Raw genomic sequence first — 25,605 nt, 5'->3', positions numbered from 1 at the left:
CCGCGTCGTCGTCCCTGAGACGGCGATCCGGCGTACTGCTTTGGTAGTACGACAGTGGTTACGGTGTCCTCCTCCCGACGGTAGTCCCCCCGGTGACCGGCGTCAGAACGATCATCCCGTACGGATACGGTGGACCGCGAGCCGTGGCACTCCTGGTGTCCGCGGCGTCACGACAGGTGGCCGGGAGAGCGGAGGGGGCAGTGCGATGGACGAGCCGCGAGCGGCCTCGGTGAGCGTGTTCTTCGCGCTCGGGGCGGCCCCGCCGCAGGACGGGGGACACCGCGCGCTGGCCCGCCTGTACGCGGGCGGCACCGCGCCGCTCACCTCCCGCATCGACACCGTCGCCGAGCGGCTCGGCACGACCGAGCGCCGGGTGGCCGCCTCCGTGGCGCAGCTGGGCCTGGCCGCACGGCTGTGGTCCTGCGCGCTCGGCCCCGCGGCACTCTCGGGCCGCTTCCCCGACCTGCGGCCGGAGAACCTCCACTGGGACCCGAGCCGGCCGGCGCCGGAGGACCTGTGGACGGACTCCGCCGAGCCGCTGCCGGGCACCGCGGCCCGGATCAGGGACGTCGTCCAGTACGGCCATCTCGAACCGCTCGCGGCGGCGATCCGCCGCGACACGGCGGTCTCGTCCCGGCTCCTGCGGGGCAATGCCGGATCCGCACTGGCCGGAACCGTACGCCAGCTGACCGGCTGGGCGCGCACGCACGGCAGGCCGGACGTCGCCGCCCGCACCAGCACCCTGGCGGCCGAACTCTTCGACCACCCCGAGCTGCGCGACACCGGCGCCCCGCACGGCCCCGGGTTCCGCCGGACCACCTGCTGTCTCTACTACCGCGTTCCGGGCGGCGGCCTGTGCGGTGACTGCGTCTTCGACAGCGCGCCCGGCACGGCGGCGCGCCCCTAAGGGCCGGCCCGTAACCCCTAACGGGCGGACCAGGGTCGGAAAGGCCTGGTCGCGGGCGTGCCTAAGGGCAGCGTGGCGGAGGCGTCTCCTGCCCGGTGCCATGCCGATGTGCCGCCGGTTTTCCCGGTGTTGCTCCCTCCGGAGAGTCGAATGTCATGCACCTGGACAGGGCCGTATCGGTCGTGCTGTCATGCCAACTGCCGTTCCTTCCAACGTTGTACATCCTGTTGCAACGAGCCGCCACCCTTCCTCACAAGGAGGATCCGTGCGCATCAGAAACAAGCTTGTCCTGCTGCTCGCCGCCGTCGTCGGCGCCGCGGGACTGTCCGCCGTACCCGTCGCCTCCGCGGCGGACCAGGACCCCGGGAGCCCGGCCGACGTGCATGGGCTCAAGGGGGAGTACTACACCCAGTCCGCCCCGGGAGCCTTCGACTTCGGTAAGCTCAAGGCCACCGGATTCGACCCGGGTATCGACTTCCAGAGCCTGGAGTCGCGGCTGTCCTCGGCCACCGGGCAGGCCGACGACGCCAGCATCCGGTGGACCGGGAAGATCGTGCCGGAGAAGTCCGGCGCCCACACCTTCTCCATGATCGGGGACAACGGTTTCCGCCTCTGGATCGACGGAAAGCCGGTCATCGACCACTGGGTCGACGACTGGGAGAAGGAACAGACCTCCGAGCCGGTCGAGTTGACCGCGGGCAAGGCCTACGACCTCAAGGTCGAGTACTTCGAGCACGAGGGCGGCTCGAACCTCCACCTCAAGTGGACGGAGCCCGGCGGCACGAAGGTGCCGGTGCCGCAGTCCGCCTTCCGGCTGCCCGACGACTTCGCGTACGACGGGGCGATCGCCGCCACCGTGCTCGCGGACGGCCGCACCCTCAAGCTGGACTTCGCGCAGAAGCTCGGGAAGCTCCCGGCCGGCCTGGTGAACCACCTCGACGCCGTGATCGGCGGCGCCGAGTGGCCGCTCGGCGCGGCCAAGGCCGACCCGAAGGACCCGCGCAGCCTGACCGTCGCCCTCAAGGAGCCGGTCGTCGGCAACAAGGCCGGGAACGCCACCGGCCTGGCCGACATCCGCTACGACGGCGAAGGCGCACTGGCCGGTGAGGACGGCAAGCGGGTCGGTGCCTTCTGGTCCAGCGGGCCGAACCACTCCACGCACGAGCTGAGCACCAAGTGGGCCGAAGAGGTGGGGCCGAAGAACGCGCTCCCCGAGTACCCGCGCCCCCAGCTCACCCGCGACAACTGGCAGAACCTCAACGGCTCCTGGGAGTTCGCCTCGGCGAAGGCGGGGGAACGGCCCCCGGTCGGTAGGAAGCTCGGCGAGAAGATCCTCGTCCCGTACCCGGTCGAATCCCAGCTCTCCGGGATCGAACGGCATGAGGACCGGATGTGGTATCGCCGTACCTTCACCGTTCCGAAGAACTGGAAGGTCGGCTCGGGCAAGCGGCTCCAGCTCAACTTCGGCGCCGTCGACTGGCAGGCCGAGGTGTACGTCAACGGGCACAAGGTCACCGAACACAAGGGCGGCTACGACAAGTTCAGCGCCGACGTCACCGACGCGCTGAAGCCCAGCCGCACCCAGGAGCTGATCGTCGGCGTCTACGACCCGACGGATGCCAAGGACGGCGAGAACCCGCCGATGGGAAAGCAGCGCCTCGACCCCAGCGGTATCTGGTACACCCCGTCGTCGGGCATCTGGCAGACCGTCTGGATGGAGCCGGTCGCCGCAGACCACGCGGACTCGCTGAAGATCACCCCGGACGTCCCGGGCAGGAGCGTCGCCGTCGAGGTACGCGGAGTACGTGACGGCGTCCCCGTCACCGCGACCGCGTACGACGGCAAGCGCAAGGTCGGCACGGCCACCGGGCGGAGCGGATCGGCCCTGAAGGTGCGGATCCCGGACCCGCACCTGTGGTCCGCCGACGATCCACACCTCTACCAGCTCAAGGTCACCGTCGGCTCCGACCGGGTCGGCAGCTACTTCGGGATGCGGTCCATCTCCGTCGAGAAGGTGAACGGCACCCCGCGCACCGTCCTCAACGGCAAGCCGGTCTTCCTGATGGCCACCCTCGACCAGGGGTTCTGGCCGGACGGGCTGCACACCGCGCCCACCGACGAGGCACTCGCGTACGACCTGAAGATGCACAAGGCGATGGGCTTCAACTCGGTGCGCAAGCACATCAAGGTCGAGCCCGACCGCTGGTTCTACTGGGCGGACAAGCTGGGCCTGATGGTCTGGCAGGACATGCCGGCGATGAACACCGTGAACCCGTCGGCCGCCGCCCGCACCGGGTACGAGCACGAGATGAAGGAGATGATCGACGAACACTCCAGCCACCCGTCCGTCGTCATGTGGGTCACCTTCAACGAGGGCTGGGGCCAGTACGACGAGGCGCGTATCGCCGACCAGGCCAAGGCCTGGGACCCGACCCGCCTGGTCAACAGCATGTCCGGGATCAACCTGGGCGTCGACGGCGGCACCGGGGACATCATCGACGAGCACGGCTACCCGAGCCCGGCGCTGCCGAAGCCGGACGGTCAACGTGCCCTGATCAGCGGCGAGTACGGCGGGCTGGGACTCGCGGTCCCCGGCCACGCCTGGGCCGTGCAGCAGTCGTACATCGCCGTCGACCCCGCCACCTACACGGACGACTACCTCGCCAAGCTCGACGAGGTGCACGCGCTCGCCTGCAAGGGCAGCAACGGCGCCGTGTACACGCAGATCTCCGACGTGGAGGGTGAGTTGAACGGTCTGCTCACCTACGACCGCAGGGTCGTCAAGCCCGATGTGAAGCGGGTGCACGACGCCCAGCAGGCGTTGATCCGCGACGCCTCGCAGCCCGCCGTCGCGGGATGCCCCGCCGGCTGAACCACGTGATCCGCTCCGGTCCGGCCCTCGCGGGCGGGCCGGACCGGGTCCGTCCGCCCTCTTGACGGGGGCAGACGGGGAACCAAGAATGATCGCGCTCTGACAACGTTGTCCGAAGGAGTATTCCCATGCACCGGACCCCACGGCCGCGACTGCGCGGCCCGGCGGCCGCACTCGCGGCCGCAGCCCTCCTGGGCGGTGTCCTCACCACGGGGGCCACGGTCGAGGCCGCGCCGCGCAACGACGGCCGGCTGACCGATCTGGTCAACCCGTTCATCGGCACCCAGAACGAGGGCAACACCTACCCCGGCGCCTCCGTGCCCTTCGGCATGGTGCAGCTCTCTCCGGACACCGGCCACAACACCGGTTACGACTACGGCGAGAACCACATCCGAGGCTTCTCCGCCGTCCACCTCTCCGGCGTCGGCTGCGGACTCGGCGGCGATCTGCCGACTCTGCCCACCACCGGCGACGTCACCGAGACCGACTACGCAAAGTACGCGGCCGAGTTCAGCCACGACGACGAAAAGGCGAGCCCCGGCTACTACAAGGTCGGGCTCAAGACCGGCATCGACGCGGAGCTGACCGCTACTCAGCGCACCGGCGTGCAGCGCTACACCTTCCCGGCCACCGACAAGGCCAACGTCCTGCTCAACGCGGGACAGTCGCTGCACAAGACGCTCTCGTCCAAGGTCGAGATCCTGGACAGCCGCACCGTGCGCACCGCGATCACCGGCAGCGGCTTCTGCCAGGACACCAAGCCGTACACGGTCTACACCGTCACCCACTTCGACCGGCCGTTCACCACCTCCGGCACCTGGAACGGCGACACCGTCACCGAGGGCTCGAAGACGTCCTCCGCCACCGACGCCCGCAACGGCGCCTGGCTGCGCTTCGACACCAGCAAGGACCGCACCGTCGAGGCCACCACCGCCCTGAGCTACGTCGACGCCAAGGGCGCCGCGCTCAACCTCCGCGCCGAGGGCGGCCTCGGCTTCGACCGCGTCGAGCGCGCCGCGCAGCACACCTGGGAGGACCGCCTCGAAGGCGTGAAGGCCCAGGGCGGCAGCGACGAACTGCGCCGCACCTTCTACTCCTCCCTCTACCGGTCCTTCCTCGCGCCCAACGTCGGCAGCGACGTGGACGGCCGCTACACCGGCTGGGACCAGAAGAAGCACCGCGCTGTCTCCGCCAAGGGGACGTTCACCTACTACCAGAACTGGTCGCTCTGGGACACCTACCGCACCCAGGCCCAGCTCCTCTCGCTGCTCGCCCCGCGCGAGTCCCGCGACATGGCGATATCCGTCCTGCGGATCGACGCGGAGAGCGGCTGGCTGCCCAAGTGGGGCTACGGCACGGTCGAGACGAACATCATGACCGGCGACCCGGTCACCCCCTTCCTCACCAACGCCTACCAGCAGGGACTGCTGAAGGGGTACGAGGAGGAGGCGTACCGCGCCCTGAAGAAGAACGCGGACGGTGTGCCGCCCACGGACTCCGCCCCGGTCGGCCGGGAGGCCAACGCCGAGTACCTGAAGGACGGCTTCGCCCCGTACCTCAAGGACCGTGAGCACGCCAAGCCCGGTGACTCCGACTTCGACCACGGCGCCTCCGCCACCCTGGAGTACGCCCTGTCCGACGGAATGCTCGCCGAGATGGCCCGCGACCTCGGCCACAAGGCGGACGCCGCCCGCTACGACGCCCGCGCCCAGAACTACCGGAAGATCTTCGACCCCTCGACCGGCTTCTTCCGCGCCCGCGACGCCGCCGGAGCCTTCACCGGCCCGGTCGACCCGGCCGAGAGCGAGGGCTTCCACGAGGGCACGTCCTGGCAGTACCAGTGGATGGTGCCGCAGGACATCCCCGGCATGGTCGACCTGATCGGCGGGAAGGACGCCGCCAACCAGCGGCTCGACTCGTTCTTCGCGTACGACAAGCTGCTGGCCGACCCCGCGAAGACCGCCCGTGAGGTCTGGGTCAACGGCCCGTACGCGTACTACAACGCCGACAAGTACAACCCGCAGAACGAGCCCGACCTGATCGCCCCGTACACCTATCTCTCCACCGGCCAGCCGTGGAAGACGACCGATGTGGTCCACGCGGCCCTGACGCTCTTCACCAACGGTCCCACCGGGATGACGGGCAACGACGACCTGGGCACCATGTCCGCCTGGATGGTGCTGTCCTCGATCGGGGTCTTCCCGGTCCAGCCCGGCACCGACACCTGGGGGCTGTCCACGCCCGCGTTCGAGCGCGTCGACATCAAGCTCGACCGCCGGTACTACCCGCGCGGCTCGCTCACGGTGAGCGCTCCCGGCGCCTCTGACACCGACCGCTACATCCAGTCCGCCCGGCTCGACGGTGCGAAGCAGTCGCGCACCTACCTGACCACGGACGACATCCGCTCGGCCCGCTCGCTCTCCTTCACGGTGGGCGACACGCCGTCGGCCTGGGGCACCTCGCCCGAGGACGCTCCGCCCGCGCTCGGCTGACCCGGCCGTTCCGCGGCAACGCCGGGCGCCCTTCCCCCACACCACGGGGGAAGGGCGCCCGGCGTTCGGGATTCAGCGGGGGAGCGGGGGGTCGATCGCCTCGGTGACGGTCGCGAAGACCGGCAGGGCGCTGTCGAGGCGCAGCACCCCGATGAGCCGCTCCATGAACGGGGACGGCTCCGCGAGCCGCAGCCGGGGGCCCAGCAGGGTCTGCCCCTGGAGCAGCACGTTCACCGTCGTCGAGTCCGCGAAACTCACGTCCGAGAGGTCGACGACGACGGGGCCTTCGCCGTCCGCGGCCGCGCTCTCCAGGGCGGCGCCGAGCGGGGCGACGTTGTCGATGTCGAGGTCGCCGGTCACGGCGAGCACCAGCGCCCCCCGGTCCTCGCGTGGGACGATTCTCAGGGCTCTGCCGGCACTGGGGGATGGGAGCACGATCACCTCATGACGCACTGGACGGCGGGAGAGAACACCGGCTGACGCGGACGGTCCGGTGCATGTCCGTCCTGCTCGCGGCGGGTGGAGGCCAACGATAGAAGTAATAGTTGCCATTTGCCAACATTCTCCGTGGAGCAACAATCTGTACTTGAACGATCAATGGGCGCATCCCCTCGGGGCGTACCTCGGAAACGCTGAAGCAGAGGCCCGATGAAGCTAGTGCCGCGTCAGCCTGGGCTAGGGTCTGTCCGGCGAATCCTCGTGGGCCCGCGACGCCTGGGATTCGCCGGGCGGACCCTAGGCGCTGTCCGCGATGTCGTCACGGAGCCGGTCGGCGGTGAGCCGCTGCGCCGCGGCCGAACGGAAGGCGGCCAGCCCCCCGGCGAGCGCCGCCACGTCGGCGGGCTGCATCCGCTCCAGCACGGCGGAGAGCTCCCGCGTGCGGATCGCCCGGTACTCCTCCAGCAGGGTGTGGCCCCGGCCCGTCAGCCGCAGCTCGACCTCACGGCGGCTCGTCTGGCTCGGGTCCCGCTGGACGAGGCCCATGGCCTCCATCCGGTCGCAGAGCCGGCTCACCGACGGAGCCCGCGAGCCGAGCGCCTCACCGAGCGAGCGGAGGTTGCTGCCCTCCTGCTTCTCGATGACGAGGAGGGCCCGCAGCTGCGAGGTCGACACCGTGCCCGGACGCGCGGCCTCCTGGCCGCGGCCCCACAACACCTCAAGCAGTTCCGATGCGGCACACACGTCCTCGGACACCCGCTCAAGGCGGTGAGGAGGGTCGGTACGGTGGCGCATCCATCCACTCTTTCATCCGGCACACCCTCCTGTCAGCCCGGCCCACACCCCACGACCCGAAGAGGAATGAGCGCAAGACCGTGAACGTCCGTACCGAAATCGAGAGAGCCGTACGCGCGGCCGCACCGCACGCCCTGGTCGAGACGGTGCGCGGCGCACTCGCCGCGGCGTACGACGCCCGGTCGGTGGAACTGCTGCTGGCGGACTACGGAATGACGGTGCTCAAGCCGGTCGGCTCCACGCCGGGGCGTGAACGCACCCTGTCGATGCACAACAGTCCGCAGGGCCGGACGTTCGGCAGCCAGCTCCCGCACGAGGAGCCGGCCGGCCGGGACGGCGCAGTCGACCACCACTTCCCCGTCACCGTACGGGGCGAGCGCCTCGGCATCCTCACCGTCCGCCTCCCGGCAGGAGGCTCCACCCCGCGGACCATGGACGAGCTGGCCCAGGTGGCCGACCTGCTGGGCCACGAGATCATCGTCGCCGAACGGGACACCGACCTGTACCAGGGCGCCCGCCGCATCGCCCGGCTCACCCTGGCCGCCGAGATGCAGTGGCAGCTGCTCCCCGCCCGCGCGTTCACCGCGGCCGAGTACGCCATCGGCGCCCAGCTGGAGCCTGCCTACGCCATCCACGGCGACAACTTCGACTGGGCCGCGGACGGCGAACAGCTGACCGTCTCCGTGACCAACGGCATGGGCGAGGGCATCCAGGCCTCCCTGCTCACCAACCTCGCCGTGAACGCCCTGCGCAACGCCAGAAGGGCCGGCATCGGCATCGCGGACCAGGCCGCACTCGCCGACCAGGCGCTCTACGACCAGCACCGCGGCGCCGCCCATGTGTCGACCCTGCTGCTCCGCTTCGACCTCGCCACCGGAACGGTCGGCGCGGTGGACGCCGGCTCCCCGCAGCTGTGGCGGCTGCGCGGCAGAAAGGTCGCCCGCATCGAACTGGACGCGCAGCTGCCGCTCGGCATGTTCGAGGAGTCGCGGTACGACGTCCAGTACCTCCAGCTGGTCCCCGGCGACCGGCTGCTGCTCGTGAGCGACGGGGTGTACGACACCGTCTCGCCGCTCGGTGAGCCCTACGTCGAGCGGGGTCTCGCCAGGGCGGTCCTGGCGACCCGGCTGCTGCCCGCCGCCTCTGTGCCGGGCGCCGTGCTGCGTGAACTCGCGGACTACCGCGAATCGGACCCGCTCGACGACGCGCTGGTCGTCTGCATCGACTGGTTCGGCGGACACGACAGCGGCGGCTGACCGCCGCGGGCCCGCAGGCCGTCGGAACCGGAGACCGCCGGGGCGGCCCGGATCAGCTGCTGAGCGTGAATTCGGCGCGGATGCGCTTGCCGACGGGCACCCGCTCGGCCGTCAGCCGGTCGCACAGGGCCACCACGATCTCCATGCCGTGACCGCCCAGCCGGCTGGGGTCGGGGGAGTAGAAGACCGGGAGCGCGCTGCTGCTGTCGTACACGGTGACGCTGATCCGCTCGGCCGTGCCCTCCAGCTCCAGCAGATAGGGGCCGTGGCTGTAGCGGTCGGCGTTGGTGACCAGTTCGCTCACGGCCAGCATCAGATCGTTGCGGGTGTGGGTGCCGAGCACGGCCGTCCACTCGGAGACGAGCCGCGCGAGAAAACGGTCGGCCAGACTCCGCGCCAGAGAGATGCACCCGGGCTCGCCGTCGAACACCTCGGCGGCGTGCAGTGTCTCCGTGGGGGGACGGCTCATCGGGGAGTCGTCCGGCCGGGAGATGGCCTGTTCGTTCATGTGCTCCAGCCAGGGCGCTGCGGGGAGGCCGTGGGGGCCTCTCTTCTCGCTGCTCGTGTACCCGCGCCGGGAGATCCCACTCCCGGCCGGTGTCAGCAGATTTCAGGCACGTCCGGGAAGCCGGACCACGGTCACGAAGAACTCGTCGATCTGGCGGACCGCCGCGATGAACTGATCGAGGTCGACGGGCTTCGTGACATAGGCGTTGGCGTGCAGTTTGTAGCTGCGCAGGATGTCCTCCTCCGCGGAGGACGTCGTCAGCACGACCACCGGAATGAGGGAGAGTTCGGGGTCCTGCTTGATCTGCTCCAGCACCTGGCGCCCGTCGTACTTGGGCAGATTCAGGTCGAGCAGGATCAGGTCGGGGCGCGGCGCCTCGCCGTGCTCGCCGCGGCGGTAGAGGAAGTCGAGCGCCTCCTGTCCGTCACGGACCACGTGGAGGGTGTTGCGGATCTTGTTGTCCTCGAACGCCTCACGCGTCATCAGCTCGTCACCGGGGTCGTCCTCGACGAGCAGGACCTCGATGGGCTGTGCGGGATGGGTCACGCGGTATCTCCGGAGATCTCGGCGGGTGGGGCGGCCTCGGCCTCGGCAGAGGAATCGTCGTCCTCGGCCGGCAGACTGAAGTGGATGCGGGTGCCCCGGCGGGGTTCGGGATCAATCCAGATCCGGCCGCCGTGGAACTCGATGATCTTGCGGCAGAGGGCCAGTCCGATCCCCGTGCCGTCGTACTCGTCGCGGGCGTGCAGACGCTGGAAGATCACGAAGACCTTCTCGGCGAACTCGGGGGCGATCCCGATCCCGTTGTCCGTCACGGTGAAGTGCCAGACGTCGTCCTCCCGGACACAGCCGACCGTGATCACGCACGGCTCGTCCGCGCGGCGGAACTTCACGGCGTTCCCGATCAGGTTCTGCCAGATCATGGCGAGGGTCGTACCGTCGCCGTTCACCTCGGGCAGCGCGTCCTCGCGCACGACCGTGGTCCCGGACTCCTCGATGACCAGCGTCAGATTGGCGAGCGCCCGGTCCAGCGAGCGGTCCAGGTCGACGGTGTTCCAGCTGTCGTGGACCCGGCCCACCCGGGAGAAGGTCAGCAGGTCGTTGATGAGCACCTGCATGCGCTTGGCGCCGTCGACCGCGAAGTCGATGTACTGCTTGCCGCGCGCGTCCAGCTCCGTTCCGTAACGCTTCTCCAGGAGCTGGCAGAAGGAAGCGACCTTCCGCAGCGGCTCCTGGAGGTCGTGCGAGGCGACGTACGCGAACTGCTCCAGCTCCGAGTTGGACCGGCGGAGCTCCTCCGTCTGCTGGGCCATCAGCTCCTCCCGCTCCGTGGCGGCGTCGAGCTCCTCGACCAGCCGGCACCGCATGTCCTCGACGGCAGCCGCCACCGCCCTCACGTCGGACGGGCCGCGCACCTCGATCCGGCGGCGGAAGGAGCCGGACTGTACGTGCCGGGAGGCCTCCGCCAGCGAGTGGAGCGGCCTTCCCACGACCCGGTGCAGGAGCAGGCTGAGGGCGATCACGCACATCACGAAGCAGGCCACGAGCGCGATCAGGGTCCGGTCGCGGGTGACGCGTGCGTCGTTGAGCTGGGCGCGGGCATGGTCGCGGGCCGTGTCGAGATGCGACTGCTGTGCGGTGTAGAGCCGCCGCAGCGTGTCGAAAGCGGTCTTGCTCTCGGAGGTCCGGGCGGAAGCGCGGCCCTGCCGGCCGTCGCGGCGGACGGCGGCGATCAGCGGTTCCGCGTGCTCCTTGCGCCACTGCGCGGAGGCCGCGGCGATCCGGTCCAGATCACGGGCGTACGGCTCGGCGCCGCCCATCGCGGAACGGACCCGGGCCAGCCGCTGTTCTTCGTCGCGCTTGCCCGTCGCGTAGGGCTGGAGGAAGGTGGGGTCGCCGCTGAGGGCGTAGCCCCGGACCCCGGTCTCCTGGTCGAGCAGCGCGTTCTGCAGCTGGAAGGAGGCGGAGCGGGCGGGCTGGATGCGGTCCACCAGTTCGGTGGTCCGGTCGGATATCCGGGCCAGTACGAGTCCGCCGATGACCAGGCAGCCGCATACGACCATGACGAAGCAGCCCAGGATCAGATGGACCCAGTTCTGGACCGACAGTCGTGCCAGCCGTCCCGGCAGCAGCGGGGCGTCCGCCGGTGAATCACTGGTCATGAGGTGTCCTGTTCCAGGCGAGATGCAGCACGGCCACGTCGTCGGCGAGGCCGCCGTGGGGAGCCGCCGCGTCGGCGGCTCCGTCGACCAGGGCGTCGATGAACGGACGTGCGGGAAGCGCGGCCCGGTTCCGGGCCATCGCGAGCAGTCCGTCCTCGCCCAGCCGGGTGTCGGGGCCGGTGCGCCCCTCGAACAGGCCGTCACTGAAGAGTACGAGACGGGCGCCGGGCGCCAGCGTCAGGTCGGTGGAGATCCACTGACCGTGACCGGGCAGCAGTCCGAGCGCGATACCGCCCTCGGGCTCCACCCACTCGATGTCCGTGCCCTGGCGCAGCAGCAGCCCCGGGTGTCCTGCCCGCACGATCCGGACGTGGTCCCCGCCGGGCGGGAAGACGAGCGAGGTGACGGTCGCGAAGACATGCGGGTCGGACCGCTCCGCGACCAGGATCTCCTCAAGCAGGCCGATCTGTTCCAACTGGTCGGTGCGGCACAGCACAGCCGTGCGCCAGGCCACCCGCAGGCACACCCCCAGCGCGGCCTCCGCCGCGCCGTGCCCCGAGACATCGCCGATCACGGCGTGCACCGTGCCGTCGGACGTCTGGACCACGTCGTAGAAGTCACCGCTGAGCAGACCGTGGGCGCGGCCGGGCTCGTAGCGGGCGACCGCCTCGAAGCCGTCGTCGTTCAGCAGCGGTACCGGCAGCAGCCCGCGTTCGAGGCGGGCGTTCTCCTGGGCCATCTGCTGGTTGGCGCGCAGGGCCGCCGCCGCCCGTTCGACCTGCTTGCGCTGGAGGGCGTAGCGGACGGCGCGGGACAGGGCCTGCGGGTCGAGCCGGCCCTTGACCAGGTAGTCCTGCGCACCGGTGGCCACCGCGTCGAGCCCGGCCTCGGCCTCGGCCAGCCCGGTCAGCACCACGATCGCGGCGTCCGGAGTGGTCTCCACGATCTGCGTGACGGCGCTCAGCCCGTGCACATCGGGAAGATGCAGGTCCAGCAGGACGCAGACGGGTGTCCGGTGTCCGCGCAGGAAGGTCAGGGCCTCGGTCAGCGTCTTGCACCAGGTGAGCGCGGAGTCCAGCTCGCCGTCGGCGAGCATCTCCTCGACGAGGAGGGCGTCGCCCGCGTCGTCCTCCACCAGCAGGATGGCGGCGTTGACGTCCCACACGGAGGCCCGGCCGCCCGGCTGTGCCCCGGTCTGGGCCGGGAGAATCGCGCTGACCGGATGCCGCGCGTGGGAGCCAGTACGCGTCTCAGCCACGCCTCACCCTCTCGTTGTGATCGAGCGGGCCGCCCGCCGTCGCCAGGCAGCATATGTGTATGACGCCCGCCCCAGTGCGGGTAGGCGCCATTCAGCTGCTGTGCGATGCGCTACTTGCGTTGCCTTGCCGGACGCTCTCAGGCTTCGGGCCTCAGGCCTCGACGGACATCCCGGCCCGCAACTGCTTGACGATGCGGGCGAGCAGCCGTGACACATGCATCTGCGAGACGCCGAGCTCGGCCCCGATCTGGGACTGCGTCATCTCCTGGCCGAAGCGCATCTGGACGATGCGGCGCTCGCGCTCGTCGAGCTGTTCCAGCAGCGGCGCCAGCGTGTGGAGGTTCTCGACGGTCTCCATCCCGGGGTCGGCCTCACCGATCATCTCGGCGAACGACCGCTGGTCGCTGCCGGAATCGGTCTCGGCCGAGGGGGAGTCCAGGGACCCCGCCGAATAGCCGTTGGCCGCGACGAGTCCCTCGATGATCTCTTCCTCGGGCAGGTCGATGAGCTCGGCCAGCTCCTTGACCGTCGGATCGCGGTCGAGCTTCGCCGAGAGCTGTTCCTTCGCCTTCGCCAGGTCGACACGGAGCTCCTGGAGCCGCCGCGGCACGTGCACCGCCCAGGTCGTGTCCCGGAAGAAGCGCTTGATCTCCCCGACGATGTAGGGGACCGCGAAGGTGGCGAACTCGACGTCACGCGAGAGGTCGAACCGGTCGATCGCCTTGATCAGCCCGATGGTGCCCACCTGGATGATGTCCTCGGTGTCGTCGCCACCGCGGTTGCGGAACCGCGAGGCGGCGTACCGCACCAGGGAGAGGTTCATCTCGATGAGGGTGTTGCGCGCGTACTGGTATTCGTGAGTGCCCTCTTCGAGGACCTGGAGCCGGTCGAGGAACAGCTTCGACAGGGCGCGGGCGTCCTTCGGAGCCACCTTCCCGGTGTCCTCGATCCACGGCAGCTCCGAGGTGCCGGGCTCCGAACGGATGCCGGTCTGCTCGGAGAACGTGCGGGTGGAACCAAGGACTGCGCCGGTCTGCTCCGTCGTGGCCGCCATGTTGTCGCCCCTCCTGCTAGCCAAGTGCGTCAGACCTCGTGTGCCCCGCATCAGCGAGGTCATGCCGAATGGGTGCGATTCTTTCTCGCCGTCGTGGCGGCAACGGACATGAGTGCCTGTTATGCCCATTTTTGTGTCAGTGCCGCTTGGATCCGGGATGTTGCCGCCCCGCATTCGCGGGCACTGTCTTGTATCCGACGCAGGGAGATGCCATGGCGAACAGAGATTCCACAGGGCCTGCCACGGTCACGACCAGGATTCCGGCGAGACTGGACAGGCTCCCCTGGTCGGGGTGGCACTGGATGATCGTGATCGGGCTGGGGACGGTCTGGATCCTGGACGGCCTGGAGGTCACGGTCGTCGGCAACATCGCGAGCCGGCTCTCCGAGGACGGCAGCGGTCTGCCGATCAGCGGCGGCCAGGTCACCGGGATCGCCGCGGCGATGTACGTCGCGGGGGCGTGTTCGGGCGCGCTGGTCTTCGGGTGGCTCACCGACCGCTACGGCAGGAAGAAGCTCTTCCTGATCACGCTCGCCGTCTACCTCCTGGCGACGGCACTCACCGCGGTCTCCTTCTCGGTCTGGTGGTTCTTCCTCTTCCGGTTCCTCACCGGCTTCGGGATCGGAGGGGAGTACGCCGCGATCAACTCGGCCATCGACGAACTCATCCCGAGCAAGTACCGGGGACGTGTCGACCTCATCATCAACGGCAGCTTCTGGCTCGGAGCCGTGGCCGGCTCGCTGCTCTCCGTGCTCGCCCTCAACACGTCCATCTTCCCGAAGGACGTGGGCTGGCGCCTCACCTTCGCCCTGGGGGTCGTCCTCGGACTCGTCATCCTCCTCGTACGCCGCCATGTGCCGGAGAGCCCCCGCTGGATGTTCATCCACGGCCGTGACGAGGAAGCCGAGAAGCTCGTGGCCGAGGTGGAACGTGAGGTGGAGTCACAGACGGGACGGAAGCTCCCGGAGGCAGAGACGAGCATCACCGTCGAGCAGCGGGGCGGGATCGGCTTCGGGCTGATCGCCAGGACCGTCTTCCGGTCCTACCCGAAACGGGCCGTGCTGGGCTTCTCGCTCTTCATCGGGCAGGCCTTCCTCTACAACGCCGTCACGTTCGGCTTCGGCTCGATCCTCGTCACGTTCTTCGACGTGTCGAGCGGCGCCACCGGCTACTACTTCGCCGTCATCGCCGCCTGCAACTTCCTCGGACCGCTCCTGCTCAGCCGGTTCTTCGACACCGCGGGGCGCAAACCCATGATCGCCGGGACGTACATCCTGTCCGGCGTCCTGCTCCTGGTCACCGCGTGGTTCTTCAACAGCGGGTGGCTCTCGGCCGTCACCATGACCGCGTGCTGGTGCGTCGTGCTGTTCTTCGCGTCCGCCGGTGCCAGCTCCGCCTACCTGACCGTCAGCGAGATCTTCCCGATGGAGACCCGCGCGATGGCGATCGCCTTCTTCTACGCCATCGGCACCGCCGCCGGCGGAATCTCCGGGCCCCTCGTCTTCGCCGACCTCACGGAGAGCGGCGTGGTGGCCGACACCGCGCTGGCCTTCTGTATCGGGGCCGTGCTCATGATCGCGGCCGGGCTGGTGGCCTGCTTCTTCGCGGTAGCGGCGGAGGGCCGGTCCCTTGAGGACATCGCCGCGCCGCTGAGCACCCGGAAGGATGCGGGCGGAAGCGGGACGCGGCCCTCGGCCGCGCCCTCGGGCGAACCAGGCTGACGCACTCGAATGGAGCAGCCGCCGGAGCATGGCAAACTTGGTGAGGGCGTTCGGCCCGCAGTGCGGCGGCTTCGCGCGGAAGCCCGCGGCCGGACCTTCAGTCCCGTGGATGCGGGTCCTCGTGAGTCCGGTTCGGCGGCGCGCCAAGGTCGCCGGGAGAATCCGGCGGCACAAGCAACAGAGGAACGGCAATGACGGTGACAGAGGACGGCCCCGAGCTCGGTACCGAGGAGCTCGTGCCCGGTACCGAGGAGTCCGGTCCCGGTGCCGGGGAGCTCGGTCCCGGTATCGACCCGCAGCGGCTGGCCGTCTGCCTGAGTGTGCTCGACGAGCTCGACGCCATCGAGGTCGACCACCCGGACGCCATCGCGGTGCGCCGCGCCACCGCCGGCATCTACCGGACCGTGAAGCAGCGCCGCCGCCAGGAGCGCCGGGCCGCCAAGACCGCGCACGACAAGGCCGTCACGGAGGCCACCGCGACCGGCTCGGCGGAGCGCATCGACGACGAGACCCAGGGCGTCCTGCCGTCCTCCTCCGCCGCCGCGGAGATCGCGGGCGTCCTCCAGCGCCCCAGGTCCTGCTACATCTGCAAGACGCGGTACGTCGAGGTCGACGCGTTCTACCACCAGCTCTGCCAGCCGTGCGCCCGGGAGAACCGCTCCCGTCGTGACGCGCGCACCGACCTGACCGGCCGTCGCGCGCTGCTCACCGGGGGCCGCGCCAAGATCGGTATGTACATCGCGCTGCGCCTGCTGCGGGACGGCGCGCACACCACGATCACCACCCGCTTCCCCAACGACGCGATCCGCCGCTTCAAGGCGATGGAGGACAGCGACGAGTGGATCCACCGGCTGAAGATCGTCGGCATCGATCTCCGCGACCCCGCGCAGGTCGTCGCGCTCGCCGAATCCGTCGCCACCGAGGGCCCGCTGGACATCCTGATCAACAACGCCGCCCAGACCGTGCGCCGCTCACCGCAGGCGTACAGCGAACTGCTCGGTGCCGAGTCCGCCCCGCTGCCCGCGGGTGAACTCCCCGCCGCAGAGGTGATCGGCACCTTCGGCAGCGGCACCGTCGACCGCGTCGCCGCGTTGCCCGCCGCCCGCAAGGAGGGGCTGAGCGCGCAGGACGTCACCGATCTCGCGCTGGTCACCGGATCCGCCTCGCTCGAACGCATCGCCGCCGGCACCGCCATCGACGCGGGCGGTCTGGTACCGGACCTGCACCACAGCAACAGCTGGATCCAGACAGTCGAGGAGGTCGAGCCGATCGAGCTGCTGGAGGTCCAGCTCTGCAACTCGACCGCGCCGTTCATCCTGATCAGCCGGCTCCGCCCGGCCATGGCCGCGACGGCGTCGGCCCACTCCTACGTGGTCAACGTCTCCGCGATGGAAGGCGTGTTCGGCCGCGGTTACAAGGGAGCGGGGCACCCGCACACCAACATGGCCAAGGCCGCGCTGAACATGCTCACTCGCACCAGCGCCCAGGAGATGTTCGAGAAGGACGGCATTTTGATGACCGCCGTCGACACCGGCTGGATCACCGACGAGCGGCCGCACCCCGACAAGATGCGGCTGGCGGAGGAGGGCTTCCACGCCCCGCTCGACCTGGTCGACGGCGCCGCTCGCGTCTACGACCCGATCGTGCGCGGTGAAGCGGGCGAGGCGCTGTACGGCTGCTTCCTCAAGGACTACGCCCCGGCGAACTGGTAGCGGTCGGGAACAGCGCCCCTTCACGGAGTCGCCGACCTGGCCCGGGAGGTCTCCCGGGCCGGGTCTTTTCCGTGCTCGGTGGCTGAAAGTGACCCAGGGCACACGTTCCATCGAGCGTAGCGGCGCTCATTTGGTTACTCTGAGAGGAACGGACGCAACCGAGGGATCCACGAAGATTCCCCGGCCGCCCTGGGACAGGCCTGTCAACCAGGCCGCCGTCCCGCCCCGTACCCGGCGCCACCGCGACCGAAGCTGATCCTTCCCCCGCCCCGGCGGGCGGTCGACGTGCCGGATATAGGAGCCGGAGCGTCGGCGACGCCCGGGGTTACGCGACACAAAGGAGTGCGCGGTGACGACACCGGAACTGACGAAGTACGAGAAGCGACCGGCCGAACGGTCCGGAGAGCGGGCCCGCAGGCCCGAGAAGCTCCGGAACATCGAGGTCTGGGCCAGGTCCGCACCGATCCGGCTGGCCGGCTACGAGGACGACCTCGCCGAGCCGCACATCCTGCCCGGCATCGACTGAGCCTCGCACCACAGAGCTCCGGCCCGCACCCGTGAACGGGACGCGGGCCGGAGTTCTGCCGTGTGGCGGGCCCAGGTTCAGAGCGCCGCGCGGGCCACGGCGGCCCCGGCGAACGAGAGGCCGACCCCCGTGCCAACGGTGAGCAGCAGATAGTTCGCCGCCAGGGTCAGCCGGCGGGCGGAGCTCAGGGTCAGCAGCTCGTAGGAGAACGTCGACCAGCTCGACAGTGCCCCGCAGAACCCGGTGGCGAGCAGCAGATTGAGCCGGGCGCCCAGCTCCCCGCCCGTTACCGCCTCCGCGACGAAGCCGAGGAAGAGGGCGGCGCCGGAGTTGGCGGCGAAGGTGCCCCACGGGAAGACGCTGTGCAGGCGGAACTTCGCGTCGACCCCGAGGTAGTACCGCAGGGGCGCGCCCACGAGTCCGCCGGCGATGACAAGCAGCCAGTCGGTCAGGACGCGCCGTTCTCCGTGGCGTAGGAACGCCCGAAGGCGAGGTGGGTGATGAACGCGCCCACCGTCACAGCGGCCAGTGCGGCCACCACGGTCAGCACCAGGCAGCCGACCGCGTACCCGGGCTGATGGTTCTCGAACAGCTGCCGGACGTTGTCCGTGTAGTGCGAGAACGAGGTGAACCCGCCGAGCACGCCGGTGCCGAGCAGCGGACTGATCAGCCGGGGCGCGCCGGGGAAACGAAGCTTCAGGGTGACCATCAGGACGCCCATCAGAAAACAGCCCACCGTGTTGACCAGCAGAATCGTCCAGGGGAAGGCCGCGGTGCCGGTGGGCCAGAGACGGTCGGCCCCGTACCGGGCGACGGCTCCGGCTGCGCCGCCGACCGCGACGACGCCGACCACGGAGAGCTGCACCCCCGGGTGATGGTCGGGATGGCTGTGCAGATGCAGCCTCATCCTGGATGACATCCCGCGAACCTATGGAACGGGCGGGCCCGGCCGGAGCGCCGCGCGCCGGCCCCGCCGGGCCCGTACCCGGCTGGGTCAACCGGAGACCCCGCAGCGCGATTATCCGAACACTCTGTGCCTTGATGGCATATATAGGGATGTGCTCCCGGCCCATCGGGACGGAGGCCTCCTCGCCGTCGAGCCGCTGGAGTCAGCCTTGCCCCTCGCCGAGCCGGAAATGGTCCGGCGGCTGGAGAGCCGTCAGCCGTCCGCGTATGTGCTGGCCTCCCTGCGGGGCTTCGGGCAGGTCGATCTCCAGGCCGGGCTCCTGACCGGTGTGGCGATCCTCGTCGCGCTCTGGGTGTCGGGCTGGCAGAACGGCCTCTACGCCACGCTCGGCACCCTGATCGCCACCGCGGCCGCCTACGCCCTCGCCGTCGACCGGTCGGGGATCGCGCTCGGACTGCAGGGGTACGCGGGCTGCCTCACGGGCATCGCCCTCGTCTCCTCGCTCGGCAACCATCTCGCCACCTATGTGCTGACCGTCGTCGGCGCCGTCATGTGCACCGTTCTGATGGCCGCCCTGGGTACCCTCCTCGCGCCCTACGGGCTCACCCCGCTCACCGCGCCCTTCTGCCTGGTCTCCGGAGTGATGGTGGTCGGCGCCCCCTCGTTCGCGCGGGTCTGGCACGGCGACCCGGCCTCCGTCGCCAGCACCACCACCGGTGAGACCGGGTGGACCTGGACCGCCCTGTGGCACGCGTTCTTCAACAACATCTCGCAGGTCTTCCTGATCGACAGCTGGTACGTCGGGCTGATCATGCTCGTCGGCCTCGCCCTGGCCGGCCCGCGCGTCGTGCTCTACGCGGCGGGCGGCAGCGTGGCCGGCATCGTCGCCGCGTGGGTGCTCGGCGCCCCGACGGCGCTGATCGCCAACGGCATCTACGGATACAACGCGGTGCTCGTGGCCATCGCCCTCGGCGCCGTGTTCCTGGCGAACACGGTCTGGAACGGTGCGTACGCGCTCTTCGGTGCGGCCGTCAGCACCGGGCTCACGGCGTCGCTGACGTCCGTCTTCAAGACCTTCGGTGGCCACACCTTCACCTGGCCGTTCATTCTCACGACCTGGGCGCTGATGGCCGCCGTGCCGCTGCTGCCCCGGCTCCGCCGGAGAGGCTGACCGTCCCGGCCCCCGGGCCCCGCGCCCTCAGCCCGTACAACCCGTACAACCCGAGGAAGGTACTGACGATGAACCTCGCCCCTCGCGAGATCGACAAGCTGCTGGTGTACGTGGTGGCCGACCTGGCCCGCAAACGCCAGGAGCGCGGCCTCAAGCTCAACTACAGCGAGTCCGTCGCGCTGATCACCGAGGCGATCCTCGAAGCCGCGCGTGACGGCAGGAGCGTCGCGGACTGCATGGAGTTGGGCCGCCATGTCGTGGGCGAGCCGGACACCATGCCCGGCGTACGGGAGATGCTCGGCCTGCTCCAGGTCGAGGCGTCCTTCGTGGACGGTACGAAGCTGGTGTCCTGCCACGACCCGATCGGGGGCTGACCCCGATGGCCGAGCGCTGCGCAGTCATTGCCGTGTGCGGCCACGAAGCCGGTTACGGGCGTGCGCTGGAGGGACTCGTGGACCCCGGGGTGAGCGTCGTGCCGAGCGGGCGCGAGCTGTTCCGGAGCATCTCCGCGCACCGGCGCCGGGGTGAGGAGACGGCGGTCGTCCCGATGACGCTCGGCCGGGACCCCGAACTCGTCGCGGACACCGCCCGGACCCTGCGCGCCGTTGCCGGCGGCGACGCGGCGGCGACCGTGCTCAGCGAGCCGTTCGGCACCGCACAACACCTCGTCGGCTGGCTGCGCGCGGCGGCGGGACGCGTACCGGAGGACTCCGCCCTGCTGGTCACGGCCCCGTCCGGCGACCCGTTCGAGGACGCGGAGCTGTACCGGATCGCCGCACTCGTGCGCCGCTACGGGCGGCACGCCCTGGTCGAGGTGGCTTTCACCGGCGGGGACCCGGACCCGGCCGAGGGTGTCCGGCGCTGCCGGCTGCTCGGCGCGGAGCGGGTGACGCTGCTTCCGGCCGGGTTCGCGCCGCCCGAGGTGCCCGAGCCCGCCGGCCCGGCCGGGCCTGTGGTGGACGGCGCCGGTCCCCTCGTGTCCGCGTCCGCGCTGCGACGGGTACTGGCCGAACGGGTGGCCGACGCCCGGCGGCGCCTGCGCGAACACGGCGACGACGGCATCGCGGCCGGGCTGAGCGCGGCAGAGAACCACGGTCACTCCCACACCCACCCACCGGGCGGGGGACACGACCACGGCGATGGTCACCACCGCCATGGCCCAGGCCATCCGCACCCGCATCAGCACCCGTCCGCCGATGGAGCGGGCCAAGTCATCAGGAGCATCGCATGACGTTCCGTCAGCAGTACCTCTACGGCAAGGACCCCATCGAGATCAACGCGGGCCGCCGCACGCTGAAGGTCACCGTGAGCAACACCGGCGACCGTGCGGTGCAGATCGGCTCGCACTACCACTTCTTCGAGGTCAACTCGGCGCTGTCCTTCGACCGCGAGGAGACGCTCGGCATGCACCTCAACATCCCCGCCGGCACCTCGGTGCGCTTCGAGCCCGGCGGCTCGCGCGAGGTCGAGCTGTGCGCGTACGGGGGGACCGGCCGGCTGATCGGCTTCAGCGGGCTGCTCAACGGCAGCCTCGCCTCCCACCCCGCCCGGGTCGAAGCCGTCCGCAAGGCTATCGAACAGGGCTTCCAGGGCGCTCGGAGCACCGCCGCCAGGAGCACCGGAGCCGGCACGCCCGCCTCGAAGCCGGCCGCCGAACCCGCTGCCAAGCCCGCCGGTAAACCCGCCAAGGCCGCCAAGGCCGCCAAGGAAAAGATGAAGGGTTCGCGCTGATGCCCATCCTGCCGCGCAAGCAGTACACCGACATGTTCGGCCCGACGGTCGGGGACCGCTTCCACCTGGCCGACACCAACCTCGTCGTCGAGGTCGAGAAGGACTACAGCGAGGGCCAGTACGGCGACGAGGTCCTCTACGGCGGCGGCAAGACGATGCGGGACGGCATGGCCTCCGACCCGCAGATCACCGCCGCCCAGGGCGCCCTCGACACCGTCATCACCAACGTCGTGGTCATCGACCCGATGGTCGGTGTGGTCAAGTGCGACATCGGCATCAAGGACGGCTTCATCGTCGGCATCGGCAAGTCCGGCAATCCGCAGACCCAGAACAACGTCGATCCGAACCTGGTCATCGGCGCGGGTACAGAGGCCATCGCGGGGGAGCACCTCATCGCCACCGCGGGCGCCATCGACACCCACGTCCACCTGATCGCCCCGCAACAGGCCGAACAGGCGCTCACCAACGGCATCACCACCCTCATCGGCGGCGGCACCGGACCGACGGACGGCACCAACGGCACCACCTGCACCCCCGGCCCGTTCAACATCGCCAGGTTCCTCCAGGCCGCCGAGGGCTTCCCGGTCAACCTCGGCATCATGGGCAAGGGCAACGGCAGCCTGCCGGAAGCGCTCAACGAGCAGATCGTGGCGGGCGCCTGCGGCCTCAAGGTGCACGAGGACTGGGGCGCCACCCCGGCCGTCATCGACAACGCCCTGAACGTCGCGGACGCCCACGACGTCCAGGTCTCCATCCACACCGACAGCCTGAACGAGAGCGGCTTCTTCGAGGACACCCGCTCCGCGATCGACGGCCGGGCCATCCACACCTTCCACAGCGAGGGCGCGGGCGGCGGCCACGCGCCCGACATCATGCGGGTCGCGGGCGAGCCGAACATCCTGCCGTCCTCCACCAACCCGACCCTGCCCTACACCAAGAACTCGGTGGACGAGCTCCTGGACATGGTCATGGTCTGCCACCACCTCAGCCATGACATCCCCGAGGACGTGTCCTTCGCGGACAGCCGGGTGCGGGCCGAGACGATCGCCGCCGAGTCCGTGCTGCACGACCTCGGCGTGATCAGCATGTTCTCCTCCGACTCCCAGGCCATGGGCCGGGTCGGGGAGTCCGTCACCCGGGCCTTCCAGACCGCGCACCACTGCAAGGACAAGCTCGGCAGGCTGGAGGGCGACCCGGAGCGCAACGACAACCAGCGGGTGCTGCGCTACCTCGCCAAGGTCACCATCAACCCGGCCATCGCCTCCGGCATCGCCGAGCACGTCGGATCGATCGAGAAGGGCAAGATCGCCGACATCGTGCTGTGGCCCATCCACTCCTTCGCGGCCAAGCCGAAGATGGTGATCAAGGGCGGCATCGTCTCCTGGGCCCAGATGGGCGACCCCAACGCCTCACTGCCGACCCCGCAACCGGTCATCTACCGGCCGATGTTCGGCCAGTACGGCAAGGCGCTTCAGTCCACCCACGTCACCTTCATGTCCCAGGCGGGCATCGCCGCGGGTGTCCCCGCCGAACTCGGCCTGGAACGCAAGATCCTGCCGGTCCGGCGCACCCGCACCATCGGCAAGCACAACATGGTCCGCAACGACGCCCTGCCGGACATCCAGGTCGACCCGGAGACGTTCAAGGTCACGCTCAACGGCAAGGTCGCCACCATCGACCCGGCCGAGACGCTGCCCCTCAACCACCTGTACTTCCTGGTCTAGGGCCGATGTACCGCAACGAGGGCGACAGCCTGGGCGAACCCCCGCCCGCCGCGACCGCGGGCGCAACGGGCCTCGGGCCGCTGCTGGTCAGCCTCCAGCTGACCGACTCGGCGTTCCCGAGCGGCTTCTACACGCTGTCGCACAGCCTGGAGGGCTTCGCCCAGTCCGGGGCCGTCGACGCCGCCACCGTTCCGCGCCTGCTCCATGACCTGCTGCTGCACGGCGTCGGCCCGGCCGACGCCACGGCGCTCGCCCTCGCCCACCGCGCCACCGCGGCTGGCGACCCGGCGGCCGTGGTCCGGATCGACGAGCACCTCTTCGCGGCCAAGCTGGGCCGCGAGATGCGCCAGGCCGCCACCCGGACCGGACGCCAGCTGCTGGACCTGGGGCAGGAGGTCTTCGACCACCCGGAGATCTCCGACTACTTCGGCCGTGTGGTGCGCCGGGAGGCCCCCGGCACCCAGGCGGTCGCGGCGGGCGTCATCTACGCGGCGACCGGGGTCCCGGCCCGGCAGGCCGTCGCCTCCGACCTCTTCGCCTTCTGCGTCAGCTTCGCGGGCGCGGCCCTGCGCCTCAGGCTCACCGACCACCGCTCGGCGCAGACGCTCCTGCGGGGCGCCGCGCCCGTCATCGAGGAGGCCGTCGAGGCGGCGCTGCGGCGCGAACTCGACGACGTGGGGGCCACCGTCTTCGCCTCGGACATCATGTCGGGCCGTCATGAGCGCGCCGAGGCCCGCCTCTTCGCCAGCTGAAAACCATCCCCCTCACACACAGGGAGCACCATGGACGACAACGTACTGCGGGTCGGCATCGGCGGGCCGGTCGGATCCGGCAAGACGGCGCTCATCGAGGCGCTGGTGCCGATGCTGATCGAGCGCGGCCACCGCCCCGCCGTCATCACCAACGACATCTACACCCAGGAGGACGCCCAGCACGTCCGGCGCACCCTGGCCGGTGTGCTGGAACCGGAACGGGTCGTCGGCGTCGAGACGGGTGCCTGCCCGCACACCGCCGTACGCGACGACCCCACGATGAACCTGGCGGCCGGCGCGGAGATGCTGGAGCGCTTCCCGGACACCGACACGCTCCTCTACGAGTCCGGCGGCGACAACCTCACACTGACGTTCAGCCCGGCCCTCGTGGACCTCTTCCTCTTCGTGCTGGACACCGCGGAGGGCGAGAAGATGCCCCGTAAGCGCGGCCCCGGCATCACCGAGTGCGATCTGCTCGTCATCAACAAGATCGACATCGCCCAGTACGTGCGCACGGACATCAACGTCATGGAGTCCGACGCCCACCGGGTCCGCGACAACCGCCCCGTCGTCCTCACCGACTGCCTGACCGGCGTCGGTATCGACGACATCGCGGTCTACCTCGAATCGCGCCGCAAGGTGCTGATCTGAGATGACGCTCGCCCCGCACCGGCCACCGGCCGACCGGCTGGCAGAGGAGTACTACGCCGCCGTCCGGATCCCGCCGGACGTGGCGGCCCTGGCCTCCGTGCCCGACACGCTCGCGCCCGGATCCCCGGCCAAGGTCGGCATCCTCGACCTGGCCTTCGCCGTGCGGGGCGGCCGCACCGAACTCGTCGAGCGCTACCAGAAGACACCGTTGCAGATCATGCGGCCGCTCTGGATCGACCCCGCGCTCCCCGGCATGAGCTACGTCTACCTGATGGCGACCGGCGGCGGCTACGCCCAGGCCGACCGCTACCGGATGGACTTCCGCTGCGGCCCGGACACCCAGGTCCATCTGACCACCCAGGCCGCCACCAAGATCTTCCGCATGGAGCACGACTACGCGAGCCAGCGGGTGCACCTGACGGCGGAGGCCGGGAGCTACGTCGAGTACCTGCCGGACCCGCTGATCCCGTTCAAGGACGCGCGCTTCTACCAGCGCACCGAGGTCACGGTGGCGAGCGGGGCCACCGCTGTCGTGGGCGACACCCTCACCGCCGGGCGGCTCGCCCGAGGGGAACGCCACGCCTACCGGGTCCTCGCCACCGACCTGCGCGTCAGCAGGCCCGACGGCACCCTGCTCGCCCTGGACACCCTGCGCCTGGCCCCCGGCCCGGACGGTGCGGGAGTCCTCGGCCCCGGGGTGTTCGCCGGCCACGACCATGTCGCCTCGCTCTTCGTGGTGACCGACAGCGCCCCCGCCGCCGAAGTGGCCGACGCCCTGCACGGGGCGCTGGCACCGCTCGGCGTCCTGTACGGGGTGAGCGTCCTGCCCCGGGAGTGCGGCGCCTGGGTGCGGCTGCTGGACGACAGCCCGATCCGGGTCGCCGCGGCACATCGGGCGGCCTGGCGGTCCGTGCGCCGGCTGCTCACCGGCCATCCGGTCCCCGACCTGCGCAAGCCGTAGCGCCCGC

Annotated in this window: 24 protein-coding genes; 15 read left to right on the top strand and 9 right to left on the bottom strand. The window is 70.2% G+C overall.

What is annotated here, in order from left to right; translation table 11 throughout:
* The first annotated feature begins 205 nt into the window (after nt 1-205).
* From RLT59_RS02430 to RLT59_RS02420, 3 genes are all read left to right on the top strand, one after another.
* Nucleotides 206-907, top strand: coding sequence for a (2Fe-2S)-binding protein (locus RLT59_RS02430; protein WP_311301815.1), 702 nt, complete (start codon nt 206-208; stop codon nt 905-907).
* 190 nt (nt 908-1,097) lie between these two features.
* Complete coding sequence (locus tag RLT59_RS02425) at nt 1,098-3,779, top strand: PA14 domain-containing protein (protein ID WP_311301814.1); 2,682 nt, start codon at nt 1,098-1,100, stop codon at nt 3,777-3,779.
* Between the two features lie 128 nt (nt 3,780-3,907).
* Nucleotides 3,908-6,271, top strand: coding sequence for a GH92 family glycosyl hydrolase (locus RLT59_RS02420; protein ID WP_311301813.1), 2,364 nt, complete (start codon nt 3,908-3,910; stop codon nt 6,269-6,271).
* Between the two features lie 72 nt (nt 6,272-6,343).
* Here RLT59_RS02420 and RLT59_RS02415 read toward each other — a convergent pair whose 3' ends face one another.
* Together RLT59_RS02415 and RLT59_RS02410 are read right to left on the bottom strand one after the other, a co-directional pair.
* Complete coding sequence (locus RLT59_RS02415) at nt 6,344-6,676, bottom strand: STAS domain-containing protein (RefSeq protein ID WP_311307588.1); 333 nt, start codon at nt 6,674-6,676, stop codon at nt 6,344-6,346.
* A gap of 330 nt (nt 6,677-7,006) precedes the next feature.
* On the bottom strand, nt 7,007-7,504 hold the full coding sequence (locus tag RLT59_RS02410) for a MarR family winged helix-turn-helix transcriptional regulator (protein WP_311301812.1): 498 nt from the start codon (nt 7,502-7,504) through the stop codon (nt 7,007-7,009).
* An 80-nt stretch (nt 7,505-7,584) separates the two neighbouring features.
* Here RLT59_RS02410 and RLT59_RS02405 point away from each other — a divergent pair, with 80 nt between their 5' ends.
* Nucleotides 7,585-8,760 (top strand): PP2C family protein-serine/threonine phosphatase, encoded by a 1,176-nt coding sequence (locus RLT59_RS02405; RefSeq protein ID WP_311301811.1) that lies wholly within the window; start codon nt 7,585-7,587, stop codon nt 8,758-8,760.
* A 52-nt stretch (nt 8,761-8,812) separates the two neighbouring features.
* On the opposite strand, the gene RLT59_RS02400 is transcribed toward RLT59_RS02405, so the two are convergent.
* From RLT59_RS02400 to RLT59_RS02380, 5 genes are all read right to left on the bottom strand, one after another.
* Nucleotides 8,813-9,268 carry an ATP-binding protein gene (locus RLT59_RS02400; protein WP_311301810.1) on the bottom strand — a complete coding sequence of 152 codons (456 nt, stop codon included), beginning with the start codon at nt 9,266-9,268 and terminating at the stop codon, nt 8,813-8,815.
* 102 nt (nt 9,269-9,370) lie between these two features.
* Nucleotides 9,371-9,814, bottom strand: a complete 444-nt coding sequence (locus tag RLT59_RS02395; protein ID WP_024492202.1) for a response regulator — start codon at nt 9,812-9,814, stop codon at nt 9,371-9,373.
* On the bottom strand, nt 9,811-11,430 hold the full coding sequence (locus RLT59_RS02390) for a sensor histidine kinase (protein ID WP_311301809.1): 1,620 nt from the start codon (nt 11,428-11,430) through the stop codon (nt 9,811-9,813). Before RLT59_RS02390 ends, RLT59_RS02395 begins: the two co-directional genes overlap by 4 nt.
* Nucleotides 11,420-12,640: a PP2C family protein-serine/threonine phosphatase gene (locus tag RLT59_RS02385; RefSeq protein ID WP_311307587.1), complete on the bottom strand. Its 1,221-nt coding sequence runs from the start codon at nt 12,638-12,640 to the stop codon at nt 11,420-11,422. The genes RLT59_RS02390 and RLT59_RS02385 overlap by 11 nt, the downstream gene beginning before the upstream one ends.
* A gap of 199 nt (nt 12,641-12,839) precedes the next feature.
* On the bottom strand, nt 12,840-13,742 hold the full coding sequence (locus RLT59_RS02380; protein ID WP_311301808.1) for an RNA polymerase sigma factor SigF: 903 nt from the start codon (nt 13,740-13,742) through the stop codon (nt 12,840-12,842).
* Nucleotides 13,743-13,954: 212 nt separating this feature from the next.
* On the opposite strand from RLT59_RS02380, the gene RLT59_RS02375 reads away from it, so the two are divergent.
* From RLT59_RS02375 to RLT59_RS02365, 3 genes are all read left to right on the top strand, one after another.
* A complete protein-coding gene (locus RLT59_RS02375; protein WP_311301807.1) occupies nt 13,955-15,463 on the top strand; it encodes an MFS transporter in 1,509 nt (502 codons plus the stop codon).
* Nucleotides 15,464-15,654: 191 nt separating this feature from the next.
* Nucleotides 15,655-17,175 (top strand): SDR family NAD(P)-dependent oxidoreductase, encoded by a 1,521-nt coding sequence (locus RLT59_RS02370; protein ID WP_311301806.1) that lies wholly within the window; start codon nt 15,655-15,657, stop codon nt 17,173-17,175.
* Nucleotides 17,176-17,524: 349 nt separating this feature from the next.
* Nucleotides 17,525-17,701, top strand: a complete 177-nt coding sequence (locus RLT59_RS02365) for a hypothetical protein (protein ID WP_199884350.1) — start codon at nt 17,525-17,527, stop codon at nt 17,699-17,701.
* Nucleotides 17,702-17,778: 77 nt separating this feature from the next.
* Here the strand turns inward: RLT59_RS02365 and RLT59_RS02360 are convergent, their stop codons facing one another.
* Nucleotides 17,779-18,153, bottom strand: a complete 375-nt coding sequence (locus RLT59_RS02360; protein WP_311307586.1) for a fluoride efflux transporter FluC — start codon at nt 18,151-18,153, stop codon at nt 17,779-17,781.
* A complete protein-coding gene (locus RLT59_RS02355; RefSeq protein WP_311301805.1) occupies nt 18,150-18,620 on the bottom strand; it encodes a fluoride efflux transporter FluC in 471 nt (156 codons plus the stop codon). Before RLT59_RS02355 ends, RLT59_RS02360 begins: the two co-directional genes overlap by 4 nt.
* 196 nt (nt 18,621-18,816) lie before the next feature.
* Here RLT59_RS02355 and RLT59_RS02350 point away from each other — a divergent pair, with 196 nt between their 5' ends.
* The 8 genes from RLT59_RS02350 to RLT59_RS02315 all read left to right on the top strand — a co-directional run bounded on the left by RLT59_RS02350 (nt 18,817) and on the right by RLT59_RS02315 (nt 25,598).
* Nucleotides 18,817-19,779 (top strand): urea transporter, encoded by a 963-nt coding sequence (locus tag RLT59_RS02350; RefSeq protein WP_311301804.1) that lies wholly within the window; start codon nt 18,817-18,819, stop codon nt 19,777-19,779.
* A 68-nt stretch (nt 19,780-19,847) separates the two neighbouring features.
* Nucleotides 19,848-20,153, top strand: coding sequence for an urease subunit gamma (locus RLT59_RS02345; protein WP_024492193.1), 306 nt, complete (start codon nt 19,848-19,850; stop codon nt 20,151-20,153).
* 5 nt (nt 20,154-20,158) lie between these two features.
* Nucleotides 20,159-21,010, top strand: a complete 852-nt coding sequence (locus RLT59_RS02340) for a sirohydrochlorin chelatase (RefSeq protein WP_311301803.1) — start codon at nt 20,159-20,161, stop codon at nt 21,008-21,010.
* On the top strand, nt 21,007-21,510 hold the full coding sequence (locus RLT59_RS02335) for an urease subunit beta (protein ID WP_311301802.1): 504 nt from the start codon (nt 21,007-21,009) through the stop codon (nt 21,508-21,510). The genes RLT59_RS02340 and RLT59_RS02335 overlap by 4 nt, the downstream gene beginning before the upstream one ends.
* Nucleotides 21,510-23,234, top strand: a complete 1,725-nt coding sequence (gene ureC / locus RLT59_RS02330) for an urease subunit alpha (protein WP_311301801.1) — start codon at nt 21,510-21,512, stop codon at nt 23,232-23,234. Before RLT59_RS02335 ends, ureC begins: the two co-directional genes overlap by 1 nt.
* A gap of 5 nt (nt 23,235-23,239) precedes the next feature.
* The gene (locus RLT59_RS02325) at nt 23,240-23,986 is read left to right on the top strand and encodes an urease accessory protein UreF (RefSeq protein ID WP_311301800.1); all 747 of its coding nucleotides are present in this window, start codon (nt 23,240-23,242) and stop codon (nt 23,984-23,986) included.
* A gap of 30 nt (nt 23,987-24,016) precedes the next feature.
* Nucleotides 24,017-24,637, top strand: coding sequence for an urease accessory protein UreG (ureG, locus tag RLT59_RS02320; protein WP_073734604.1), 621 nt, complete (start codon nt 24,017-24,019; stop codon nt 24,635-24,637).
* A 1-nt stretch (nt 24,638) separates the two neighbouring features.
* Nucleotides 24,639-25,598 carry an urease accessory protein UreD gene (locus tag RLT59_RS02315; protein WP_311301799.1) on the top strand — a complete coding sequence of 320 codons (960 nt, stop codon included), beginning with the start codon at nt 24,639-24,641 and terminating at the stop codon, nt 25,596-25,598.
* Nucleotides 25,599-25,605: the final 7 nt, after the last annotated feature.

It is taken from the genome of Streptomyces sp. ITFR-6 (assembly GCF_031844725.1).
In the GTDB taxonomy this organism is placed as follows: Bacteria; Actinomycetota; Actinomycetes; order Streptomycetales; family Streptomycetaceae; genus Streptomyces.
This window is presented reverse-complemented; position numbering and strand designations above follow the sequence as displayed.